Annotated in this window: 6 protein-coding genes; 3 read left to right on the top strand and 3 right to left on the bottom strand. The window is 72.6% G+C overall.

The window, feature by feature from the left end; all coding sequences use genetic code 11:
• Positions 1–152: 152 nt before the first annotated feature.
• A complete protein-coding gene (locus ACFWOG_RS35135) occupies positions 153–2,000 on the bottom strand; it encodes a PQQ-binding-like beta-propeller repeat protein (protein WP_380363342.1) in 1,848 nt (615 codons plus the stop codon).
• Between the two features lie 421 nt (positions 2,001–2,421).
• Between ACFWOG_RS35135 and ACFWOG_RS35130 the strand changes: the two genes are divergently transcribed.
• The 3 genes from ACFWOG_RS35130 (at position 2,422) to ACFWOG_RS35120 (ending at position 7,611) form a co-directional block, all read left to right on the top strand.
• Positions 2,422–3,624 carry an ROK family transcriptional regulator gene (locus tag ACFWOG_RS35130; RefSeq protein ID WP_329882065.1) on the top strand — a complete coding sequence of 401 codons (1,203 nt, stop codon included), beginning with the start codon at positions 2,422–2,424 and terminating at the stop codon, positions 3,622–3,624.
• 319 nt (positions 3,625–3,943) lie between these two features.
• Positions 3,944–5,863: a 1-deoxy-D-xylulose-5-phosphate synthase gene (gene dxs / locus ACFWOG_RS35125; RefSeq protein ID WP_355405208.1), complete on the top strand. Its 1,920-nt coding sequence runs from the start codon at positions 3,944–3,946 to the stop codon at positions 5,861–5,863.
• Positions 5,864–6,069: 206 nt separating this feature from the next.
• Positions 6,070–7,611, top strand: a complete 1,542-nt coding sequence (locus ACFWOG_RS35120; RefSeq protein ID WP_329882067.1) for a glycosyltransferase family 39 protein — start codon at positions 6,070–6,072, stop codon at positions 7,609–7,611.
• Positions 7,612–7,762: 151 nt separating this feature from the next.
• Here the strand turns inward: ACFWOG_RS35120 and ACFWOG_RS35115 are convergent, their stop codons facing one another.
• Together ACFWOG_RS35115 and ACFWOG_RS35110 are read right to left on the bottom strand one after the other, a co-directional pair.
• On the bottom strand, positions 7,763–9,892 hold the full coding sequence (locus tag ACFWOG_RS35115) for a 3-hydroxyacyl-CoA dehydrogenase NAD-binding domain-containing protein (RefSeq protein ID WP_380363339.1): 2,130 nt from the start codon (positions 9,890–9,892) through the stop codon (positions 7,763–7,765).
• Between the two features lie 2 nt (positions 9,893–9,894).
• Positions 9,895–11,112 (bottom strand): thiolase family protein, encoded by a 1,218-nt coding sequence (locus ACFWOG_RS35110; protein ID WP_380363337.1) that lies wholly within the window; start codon positions 11,110–11,112, stop codon positions 9,895–9,897.
• Positions 11,113–11,562: the final 450 nt, after the last annotated feature.

The following is an 11,562-nucleotide window of genomic DNA, read 5'->3' as shown; positions in this document are numbered from 1 at the left end:
CCGCGCGGTCCGGCTGTATTCGCCCGGGCCGCGGCGGGGGGGGGGCGGCGCCGGGCCGGTGGGGTCCCGCCGCGGGGGGGGGGGGGGGTCCGCCCCCCCCCCCCCCGCCCCGCCCGTCCCGCCGGGTGTCCGGCGGGATCACCGTTGCGGCGTCACTTCTTGACGTACTTGGCCACCGGGGCGTCGGAGCTGCTGCGCCCGAAGCCGTACAGCGACCCGTCCGACTGCATCACGAACTCGGTGAGGCTGAGGCCGATGTTGAGGTCGACGTTCTTGCTCTCGATGATGGCGCCGAGCTCGGTCGCCGCACCGTCGGTCGGCGAGAGGGTCACCAGCTTGGCGTCCTTGCCGTAGCCCATGTCCAGGATGGCCCGGACCTTGCCGTCCTTGTCGGTGCCGGAGACCAGCCGCAGCCCGTCCTTGGCGTCACCGGTGGTCGACCAGAGCCGCTTGCCGGTGTTCAGGTCGTACGCGTTGATCGCCGGCTTGGTCGGGTTGGTCTGCACGTACAGGGTCGTGCCGCTGATCACGTTCAGGCTGAACGCGTCGGCCTGGCCGCTGAGCCGCAGGCTGTCGTAGCCGGGCTCCTTGACCGACATCTGGTTGCCGGCCTTGTTGGTCTTGTCGAACGGCAGGATGTAGTCGCCGTTCGGACCGTTCGTCACCAGCAGCACCAGCGGCTGGTCCGAGAGGACCTTGTCGACCCGCTCGATGGTGCCGCCGAGCGTGATCGGCGCGGGCGAGGTGACCTTGCCGCTGTCCGTCTCCACGACCACCAGCTGCGACTTGACGGTGGTGTTGAGGCCGTAGCAGCGGTCGGTGACGACGATCTGGGCGCCGGCGGCGGTGCCGTAGACGCTGCAGTCCTTCTCGCGCGGCTGGAACGCCCAGACCGGGGTGCCGTCGGTGATGTTGATCGCGGCGGCCGTGTTGGCGCCGATGCCGACGACCTTGTCGGTGACGGTCAGCGACGGGGAGGACATCCGCTGCTGGCCGACCTTGACCGTCCAGAGCAGCTTGCCGGCGGCGACGTCGACCGCGGCGATGGTGGAGCAGTCGCTGTCACCGGTGTTCAGCGAGATCGCGGCGATGTGCTTGGCGTTGGTGCTGTACGAGGCGGAGCAGAACTCCTTGGTGCCGGCCGGCACCGGGATGTTCCAGGCCTCCTTGCCGTCGACCGTGCTGATGCCCCGGACACTGGTGGTGTCGACGCGCACCGCGGTCTTCTCGGCGCCCCAGATGGCGAGCAGTCGCGAGCTGCTGCCCCCGGCGGCCGGCTTCTCGGCGGCCCACGCGAGGTTGTAGGCACCGGCCTTGCCGCCGCCGCCCGTGGTCGGGCTGCTGGTGGCCCCGGTGGTGGGGGCGGTGGTCGTGCCGCTGGTGGAGCCGCCGGTGACCTCGCCGCTGGTGCCGCCGGTCGCGGCCGGCGGGTCGTCGTTCTTCTTCTTGTCGTCGGTGAACAGCACGATCAGCGCGGCGACGATGGCGATCGCCAGCACACCGCCGATGATGCCGCCCCAGATCATCACGGGGTTGCGCTGCTTGGGCGCGGCCGGCACCGGCGCACCGGGGAAGCCGTAGCCGCCCTGCTGCGGGTAGCCGTACCCGGCGCCGCCGTCGGCGGGCGGCGGGGCCGCGTAGCCGTAGGGCTGGCCCGCGTTCGGGGCGCCGAACTGCTGGCCCGCGTTCGGGTCGTACGGGCCGACCGGGGCGCCCGGGGGCGGACCCTGCGCGGGGAAGGCGGGGGCGGTGGGCGCGTAGGCGTAGCCCTGGCCCGCGGCCGGGGGCTGGGCCGGCGGCGTGCCCGGTGCCGGGGGCACGCCGGCCGGTGCGGGCGGCGCCGCCTGCCCGGGCACCGCCGACCCGTCGAGCTGTGTCTGCTGGTCCGCCACGGCCGCCGGGTCCACGCCACCGGGCTTGCGCCCGAGCGAGACGCCCCGGTTGTCCTGACCGCCGCCGGGCGTGTCGCCCGCCCCCGGCGTAGGGTGATCCCCTGCCATCTGATGCCCCGTCATGTCTGGAAGCGTCCCCCGGCCGGTTCACGTCCGCGGCCGGTGGGACGGGTGAGATTGGGCACCATCGTACGGGGGGACGGTTTTCGGACGGTCCCTGGCGCCCGTATCGCCGTGCACCGCGGCCCTGACCTGGGGTCGGACCGGCCGGTTGTCCGCCCGCAGGGCCCGGCGGGCCGGTGCCGGGGCGCCCTGCGCCCCCGTTCTCCCCGCTCTCTCCCCAGCCTCTCCCCGGTCCCGCTCCGGTTTCTGTCCGGAGTCCTCACCCGTCCCCGGGCCGCCACCGCCCCGGCGCCGCTCCTCCCCGTTCACGGATGACCGCGCCCTCCCCTCGCCGCAGGCCCTAGGCTTCAGGACTTGAAAGGGGACGCCCGGCGGAGGGGTCCCCGCGCCCTTGGGAGGGTGGATCATGTCCACGGACACACCGGGCTCGCAGTCCTCACTGCACCGCGCCAACCTGGAACGGGTGCTCCGCGCGGTGCGGATGGCCGGCTCGCTGACGCAGGCCGAGATCGCCCGCGGCACCGGTCTCTCGGCGGCCACCGTGTCCAACATCGTCCGGGAACTGAAGGAGAGCGGCACCGTCGTGGTCGCCGACACCTCCTCCGGCGGGCGGCGCGCCCGCAGCGTCTCGCTCAGCGGGGACGCGGGCATCGTGGTGGGGATCGATTTCGGCCACACCCACCTGAGGGTCGCGGTCGGCAACCTCGCGCACCGGGTGCTCGCCGAGGAGAGCGCCCCGATCGACGTCGACGTCTCGGCCGCGCAGGGCTTCGACCGGGCCGAGGCGCTGGTCGAACGGCTCCTCGCCGAGGCCGGGTTCCGGCCGGAGAAGGTGATCGGCGTGGGCCTGGGCGTCCCCGGTCCGATCGACGTGGAGACCGGCGCGCTGGGTTCGACCGCGATCCTGCCCGGCTGGACCGGGATCGCCCCCGGGCGCGAGCTGGCCCAGCGGCTCGGCATGCCGGTGCACGTCGACAACGACGCCAACCTCGGCGCGCTCGGCGAGCTGGTCTGGGGCGCGGGACGCGGGCTGAGCGACCTCGCCTACATCAAGGTGGCGAGCGGCGTCGGCGCCGGGCTGGTGGTCAACGGGCAGATCTACCGCGGCCCGGGCGGCACCGCGGGCGAGATCGGTCACATCACCCTGGACGAGGCCGGCCCGGTCTGCCGCTGCGGCAACCGGGGCTGTCTGGAGACCTTCGTCGGCTCGCGCTACCTGCTCAACCTGCTCGTGCCGACCCTCGGCCCGGAGCTCTCGCTGCCCCGGGTGGTCGAGCTGGCCCACCAGGGCGACCTCGGGTGCCGCCGGGTGATCGCCGACGCCGGCCGGCAGATCGGCACCGGCGTGGCGACCCTCTGCAACCTGCTCAACCCGCGCCGCGTGATCCTCGGCGGTGACCTCGCGGAGGCCGGTGAGCTGGTGCTCGCCCCGATCCGCGACTCGGTGGCCCGCTACGCCATCCCCAGCGCCGCCCGCCAGCTCTCGGTCGTCCCCGGCACCCTGGGCGGCCGCGCCGAGGTGCTGGGCGCGCTCGCGCTGGTGATGAGCGAGATGGGGGAGTCCGGCGCACTCGGCCGCCCGACCCCGGCCGCCACCGCCCGCCCCTGAGCCCTCGGGCCGCGGACGGCCGCCCCCGGGCCCGCCCTTCCCCGTCGGCGGCCGGGTCACGGCCGTCCCGGGCGCGGTGCGCCCCGGGCCCGTCCGGGCGCGCCGACACGCCGGTTTCTGCGGTTCACCCGAAAGAGTGACCGTCGAGGTGACTGGCGTGTACCGGCCGGTGGCACCGGACGCCCCGCCCGGTGTCCGGCGGCCGGAGATTAGACTCGACCGGTCGACACCGACCGCGAGGCGGCGGGGAGTGCCGCCGCACCGGGCAGCGACGCCCGTCGGACCTCGCGGTCCGCGAACACTGAACGAGGAGGAACGGGTGGCCCTGCTGACCCGCATTCGGGGACCGCGCGATCTCGACCGGCTCACGCCCGGACAGCTGGCCACCCTGGCCCAGGAGATCCGGACCTTCCTGGTGACGGAGGTCTCCAAGACGGGCGGCCACCTCGGCCCCAACCTCGGCGTGGTGGAACTCACCATCGCGCTGCACCGGGTCTTCGACTCGCCACGCGACCGCATCCTCTTCGACACCGGCCACCAGAGCTACGTCCACAAGCTGCTCACCGGCCGCCAGGACTTCTCGCAGCTGCGGATCAAGGGCGGCCTCTCCGGCTACCCCTCCCGCGCCGAGTCCGAGCACGACGTGATCGAGAACTCGCACGCCTCCACCGTGCTCTCCTACGCCGACGGCCTGGCGAAGGCCAACGAGCTGCTGGGCAAGCACGACCCGGTGGTGGCCGTGATCGGCGACGGCGCGCTCACCGGCGGCATGGCCTGGGAGGCGCTCAACAACATCGCCGACTCCAAGGACCGCCCGGTCGTCATCGTCGTCAACGACAACGAGCGCTCCTACTCGCCGACCATCGGCGGCCTGGCCAACCACCTCGCCACCCTGCGCACCACCCAGGGCTACGAGCGGTTCCTCTCCTGGGGCAAGGACGCGCTGCAGCGCACCCCGGTGGTCGGCCAGCAGCTGTTCGAGACCCTGCACGGCGCCAAGAAGGGCCTGAAGGACTTCATCGCGCCGCAGGGCATGTTCGAGGACCTCGGCCTCAAGTACATCGGCCCGATCGACGGCCACGACCTCACCGCCCTGGAGTCCGCGCTGACCAAGGCGCGCGGCTTCGGCGGCCCGGTGATCGTGCACTGCCTCACCGAGAAGGGCCGCGGCTACCACGCCGCCGAGAACAACGACGAGGACCGCTTCCACGCGGTCGGCGTGATCCACCCGGAGACCGGCCTGCCGATCAAGAGCGCGGGCAAGGACTGGACCTCGGTCTTCGCCGAGGAGATGGTGGCGCTCGGGCACGAGCGCGAGGACATCGTCGGCATCACCGCCGCGATGCTCCACCCGGTCGGCCTGGCCCCGTTCGCGCAGGCGTTCCCGGACCGGATCTTCGACGTCGGCATCGCCGAGCAGCACGCCGTCACCAGCGCCGCCGGCCTGGCCACCGGCGGCCTGCACCCGGTCTTCGCGGTGTACGCGACCTTCCTGAACCGCGCCTTCGACCAGGTGCTGATGGACGTCGCGCTGCACAAGCTGGGCGTCACCTTCGTGCTGGACCGGGCCGGCGTCACCGGCACCGACGGCGCCTCGCACAACGGCATGTGGGACATGTCGATCCTCCAGGTCGTCCCCGGCCTGCGGCTCGCCGCGCCGCGCGACGCCGACCAGGTGCGCGCCCAGCTGCGCGAGGCGGTCGACGTCAAGGACGCCCCGACCGTGGTCCGCTACTCGAAGGGCTCGGTCGGTCCGGCCGTCCCGGCGGTCGGCCGGATCGGCGGCATGGACGTGCTGCGCGAGGCGGCGCCGGACGCCGCCGGGCCGACGGCCGACGGCCGCCGCGCCGACGTGCTGATCGTCTCGGTCGGCGCGCTGGCCCCGATGTGCCTGGAGGTGGCCGACCTGCTGGCCGCCCAGGGCGTCACCGCCACCGTGGTGGACCCGCGCTGGGTCAAGCCGGTCGACCCGGCCCTGCCGGGCCTGGCCGCCGAGCACCGGGTGGTCGTCACGGTCGAGGACAACGGCCGGGTCGGCGGTGTCGGCGCCGCCATCGCCCAGGCGCTGCGCGACGCCGGCGTGGACCTGCCGCTGCGCGACTTCGGCATTCCGCAGCAGTTCCTGGACCACGCCTCGCGGCCGGAGATCCTCGCCGAGATCGGTCTCACCGCCCCGGACGTCGCCCGTCAGGTGACGGCGCTGGTCTCCAAGCTGGACGTGGCCGCCGTCGAGGCCTGACCGACCTCCGCCGACCCGGCCGGGTCACCCGCCCGGCCGATCGGGGCGGGGGCGGGTCGGCCGGGCCCTGCGGGGCCGTCCCGGCCGTCCGACGTCGACGGCTCGGCAACAGTTCGGCACGGATCAGGTACGGATCGGGCTGATAATCGCACCGAAAGGCGGGACCGGCGCTTCCGGCGCCGATCCCGCCCGGTAGGTTGTCATCCGTGCCGACCCCCACCCGATCCCGCCTGACCGCGCTCGCCGAGCGCCTGCCCTTGGGGGTACCCCCGGCCGAGGGCTGGGAGCGCGTCCGCGTCGGCTACTGGACGCGGCTGGTGCCGTTGCTGGCGCTGGTCGCGCTCGTCACCCACATCCCGTCCTTCGTCCGGCCGGTCTGGAGCCCCGACGAGGGCTTCCTGGCCACCCAGGCCCGGATGCTCGCCGACGGCGGCGTCCTGTACGACACCGTGGTCGACCGCAAGCCGCCGCTCCTGCCCTGGCTCTACCAGGCCTCGTTCGCGGTCTTCGGCTCCGCCTCGCTCTGGCCGCTGCGCACGCTGGCGGTGGGCGCCCACCTGGTCACCGCGATCCTGCTGGCCTCGATCGCCCGCGGCCGCTGGGGCAACCGGGCCGGCGCCGGCGCCGGGCTGCTCTACCTGCTGGTCTCCATCGGGCTCTCCCCGGAGGACACCCAGGCGGCGACCTTCGAGGTCTTCATGCTGCCCGCCATGGTGGCCGCCTTCCGGTACGCCGAGCGGCGCCGCTGGCTGGCGGCGGGCATCGCGGTGGCGCTCTGCTCGCTGACCAAGCAGACCGGCGGCGCGGTGCTGCTGGCCGTGCTCTGGATGCTCTACCAGGACGCCCGCCGGCGCGGCGTCCGGTGGCCGCCCGCCCTGTTCAAGATCGGGTTCGGCTTCACGCTGCCGATAGCGCTGGTCGCGGTCATCCTCACCAAGCCCAAGGGCTTCCTCTTCTGGGTGGTCACCGGCAGCGGCGACTACGCCTCGGCGGGCGGCGCCCTGCTGCAGATGGTCGGCCGGGCGCTCGGCAACTCGGCGATCCTGCTCGGGGCCGGGCTCGGCTTCCTGCTGCCGGTCGGCCGACGGCTCTGGCTGAAGTACCGCCACCGCCCGCTGCCCGTCGCCGGGGAGGAGCACGGCTCCACCACGGACCTCTGGGTCTGGCTGCTGTCCTCGGTGATCGCGGTCAGCGTCGGCTTCCACTTCTTCGGCCACTACTACCTGCAGCTGATGCCCCCGCTGGTGCTGCTGGGCACCGGGGCGGTCGCCACCTCGGCGGTCCGCTGGAAGCCTGTCCTGGTGTACACCACGGCCGCCGCCACGGTCTTCTGGGGCCTGGCGCTGGCCTGGCCGGGGGAGCGGCTCAGCCGCACCACCGAGGTCGCCACGGCGGTCGCCGCCCAGACCTCGCCCAAGGACACCGTGCTGGTCTGGGGCATGCACCCGGAGCTGTACTGGCTCGCGGACCGCAAGCCCGCCACCCGGTACCTGACCGCCGGATTCCTCACCAACTACAGCGGCGGCAAGGACAGCAGCCTCAACGTCGGCGAGCAGTTCTCCGTGGACAACGCCTGGCAGACCTTCGACCAGGAGATCGCCAAGGGCCTGCCCGAGGTCGTGGTCGACGACTCCGGCCTCGCGCCGTACCAGCCCGGCATGATCCCGAAGATCGAGGCGCTGCTGGACACCCACTACGAGATGGTCGGCGTCTTCGCCGACACGGTGGTCTACCGCCTCAAGCGCTGACGCCCCCGGCGGTCGGGGCCGGGCCCGCCCGGCCGCCGCCCGGTCCGGCAGTCCCGGCACGGGACGGAGCGCCGGCACGCGGAGGAGCCCAGGCACGCGGAAGAGCCCCGGTGACCGATCCGTCGGTCACCGGGGCTCCGTCGTGCACTCCTCAGGCGGGCACCGAGGCCACACCGGGTGCGAGGAAGGGCTTGCCGTTCACGCGCTCCGAGATGCCCTCACGGTCCAGGTACGGGGTGATCCCGCCCAGGTGGAAGGGCCAGCCGGCGCCGGTGATCATGCAGAGGTCGATGTCCTGCGCCTCGGCGACGACACCCTCCTCCAGCATCAGGCCGATCTCCTGCGCGACGGCCTCCAGCGACCGCGAGAGCACCTGCTCCTCGGTCAGCACGCTGTCGCCGAAGGAGAGCAGCTCCAGCACCTCGGGGTCGAGGATCTGCTTGCCGTCGACCCAGGTGTAGAAGCCGCGCTTGCCGGCCTTCACCACCTTGCCGAGGTTCCCGGAGACGGTGAAGCGCTCCGGGAAGGCCCCGTGCAGGGTCTCCGAGACGTGCAGCGCGATGGCCGGGCCGACCAGCTCCAGCAGCACGATCGGGGACATCGGCAGGCCGAGCGGCTCGACGCCCTTCTCGACGGTGGCGATCGGGGTGCCCTCGTCGATGATGTTCTGGATCTCGCCCATGAAGCGGGTCAGGATCCGGTTCACCACGAACGCCGGGGCGTCCTTGACCAGCACCGAGGTCTTCCGCAGCTTCTTCGAGACGCCGAAGGCCGTGGCCAGCGCGACGTCGTCGGTCTGCTCGCCGCGGACGATCTCCAGCAGCGGCAGGATCGCGACCGGGTTGAAGAAGTGGAAGCCGACGACCCGCTCGGGGTGCTTCAGCTTCGAGGCCATCTCGGTGACCGACAGGGAGGAGGTGTTGGTCGCCAGCACGCAGGTCGGCGAGACCACGTTCTCCAGGTCCGCGAAGACGGTCTGCTTGACGCCCATCTCCTCGAACACGGCCTCGATCACGAAGTCCGCGTCGGCGAAGCCGGCGGCCTTCTCGAGCGAGCCGGTGACCAGGCCCTTGAGACGGTTGGCCTTGTCCTGGCCGATCCGGCCCTTGCCGAGCAGCTTGTCGATCTCGGCGTGGACGTAGCCGACGCCCTTGTCGATGCGCTCCTGGTCGATGTCGGTGAGGACCACCGGCACCTCCAGACGGCGGGCGAACAGCAGCGCCAGCTGCGAGGCCATCAGACCGGCGCCGACGACGCCGACCTTGGTGACCGGGCGGGCCAGCGACTTGTCCGGCGCGCCGACGGGGCGCTTGGCCCGGCGCTGCACCAGGTTGAAGGCGTAGATGCCGCTGCGCAGCTCGCCGCCCATGATGAGGTCGGCCAGGGCCGCGTCCTCGGCGTCGAAACCGGCCTGGAGGTCCTGGTCCTTCACCTGGGCGATGATGTCCAGCGCCCGGTAGGCGGCGGGGGCCGCACCGTGGACCTTGGCGTCGGCGACCAGACGGCCCCAGGCGACGGCGTCGTCCCAGGCCTTGCCGCGGTCGATCTCCTCGCGCTCGACGGTCACGTCGCCCTTGAGGACACGGGCCGCCCAGAGCAGCGACTGCTCCAGGAAGTCGGCCGGCTCGAAGATCGCGTCGGCGATCCCCAGCTCGAACACGTCCTTGCCCTTGAGCTGCTTGTTCTGCGCCATCGAGTTCTCGATGATGACCTTGACGGCCTTCGCCGGGCCGATCAGGTTCGGCAGGACGGTACAGCCGCCCCAGCCGGGGACGAGGCCGAGGAAGACCTCCGGCAGCGAGAACGCCGGGACGCCCGCGGACACCGTGCGGTAGTCGCAGTGCAGGCCGACCTCGACGCCGCCGCCCATCGCCGCGCCGTTGTAGAACGCGAAGGTCGGGACGGGCAGTGCGGCGATCCGCTTGAAGACCTCGTGGCCGCCCTTGCCGATGGCCAGCGCGTCCGCGTGCTCCTTGAGCAGCTCGACGCCCTTGAGGTCGGCGCCGACCGCGAAGATGAACGGCTTGCCGGTGATCGCCGCACCGACGACGGTGCCCTCGGCGGCCTCCGCCTCGACCTGGTCCAGCGCCGCACTCAGCTTGAGCAGCGAGCCCGGGCCGAAGGTGGTCGGCTTGGTGTGGTCGAAGCCGTTGTCCAGGGTGATCAGGGCCAGCCGGCCGGCCTGCAGCGGCAGGTCCAGGTGGCGGACGTGCGCGGTGGTGACGACCTCGCCGGGGAAGAGTTCGGCGCCGCGGGTCAGCAGCTCAGTCGTGGTGCTCATGGTCACTTACCACCCTCGAAGTGCGGGTTCTCCCAGATGATGGTGCCGCCCATGCCGAAGCCGATGCACATCGTGGTGAGGCCGTAACGGACGTCCGGGCGCTGCTCGAAGCGGCGGGCCAGCTGGTTCATCAGGCGCACGCCGGAGGAGGCCAGCGGGTGGCCGAAGGCGATCGCGCCGCCGTACGGGTTGACCCGCTCGTCGTCGTCCGCGATCCCGTAGTGGTCCAGGAAGGCCAGCACCTGGACGGCGAAGGCCTCGTTGACCTCGAAGGCCTGGATGTCGTCGATGGTCAGACCGGCCTTGGCCAGCGCCTTCTCGGTGGCCGGCACCGGGCCGATGCCCATCACCTCGGGCTCGACGCCCGCGAAGGCGTAGGAGACCATCCGCATCTTGACCGGCAGACCGAGCTCCTCGGCCACGTCCTCGGCGGCCAGCAGCGAGGCGGTGGCGCCGTCGTTCAGACCGGCCGAGTTGCCCGCGGTGATGTTGCCGTGCGGGCGGAACGGGGTCTTCAGACCCGCCAGGCTCTCCATCGAGGTGCCCGGGCGCAGCGGCTCGTCCACGGTGGCCAGGCCCCAGCCGGTCTCGCCGACCTCGGGGTTGGTGTTGCGGATCGAGATCGGCACCAGGTCGGGCTGGATGTCGCCGTTGGCGTACGCCTTGGCGGCCTTCTCCTGCGAGCGCACGGCGTAGGCGTCGCAGCGCTCCTTGGTGATGTGCGGGAACCGGTCGTGCAGGTTCTCCGCGGTCATCCCCATGAACAGGGCGGACTCGTCGACGAGCTTCTCGGAGACGAAGCGCGGGTTCGGGTCGACGCCCTCGCCCATGGGGTGGCGGCCCATGTGCTCGACGCCACCGGCCACGACGATGTCGTACGCGCCGAAGGCGATACCGCCGGCGGTCGCGGTGACGGCGGTCAGCGCGCCGGCACACATGCGGTCGATCGAGTAGCCGGGGACGGACTTCGGCAGGCCGGCCAGCAGCGCGGCGGTGCGGCCGATCGTCAGACCCTGGTCGCCGATCTGCGTGGTGGCCGCGACGGCGACCTCGTCGATGCGCTCGACGGGCAGGTTCGGGTTCCGGCGCACGAGCTCCCGGATGCACTTGACGACCAGGTCGTCGGCGCGCGTCTCGTGGTAGATGCCCTTCGGGCCGGCCTTGCCGAACGGGGTGCGGACGCCATCGACGAAGACGACGTCCCTCGCGGTACGAGGCACGGGGGCTTCTCCTCCCAGGGACCAACAGGTTGAGGTGGGCAGGCTGCCGCCGTCCGTCGCACGAGGGGACGTGAGCGGCGCTGCTTCACCGTCATGCTACCCGCCGGTAACCAACCTGCCCAGGCCCGACGGGTGCATCTCCCCGTGTGTCCCGCAACACGTGCTGTCGCCCGCTCGCCTCCGGGCCGCTTCGGTCCGGTGCCGACGGTCGGCGCTCCCGCGCTCCTTCGTCGCTTCCTCGCTTCTCCCTCTCGGCACCGGCGCGGTCCTTCGGCTCGGGGCGGGTGTCGCCCGCTCGCCATGGGCCGGCTCGGGGCGGGGCCCTCGCCCCGCCCGTCTCCGGGTCGTTCCGGAGCCGGACGTGGGAGAGGGGGCGCCAACTTCTCCGATGTGCAGAACACCGCACTCAACGCCGGCGCGATCGGGGTCTTCTACTGGGAGCCGACCTGG

This window comes from Kitasatospora sp. NPDC058406 (genome assembly GCF_042722765.1).
Lineage (GTDB): Bacteria > Actinomycetota > Actinomycetes > Streptomycetales > Streptomycetaceae > Kitasatospora.
The sequence above is the reverse complement of the archived record's forward strand: the minus strand, read 5'-3'. Positions and strand labels throughout refer to the sequence as shown.

Coding starts and splice junctions, on each gene's coding strand:
- ACFWOG_RS35135 (WP_380363342.1), bottom strand. CDS start 2,000: ATGGCAGGGGATCACCCTACGCCGGGGGCGGGCGACACGCCCGGCGGC.
- ACFWOG_RS35115 (WP_380363339.1), bottom strand. CDS start 9,892: ATGAGCACCACGACTGAGCTGCTGACCCGCGGCGCCGAACTCTTCCCC.
- ACFWOG_RS35130 (WP_329882065.1), top strand. CDS start 2,422: ATGTCCACGGACACACCGGGCTCGCAGTCCTCACTGCACCGCGCCAAC.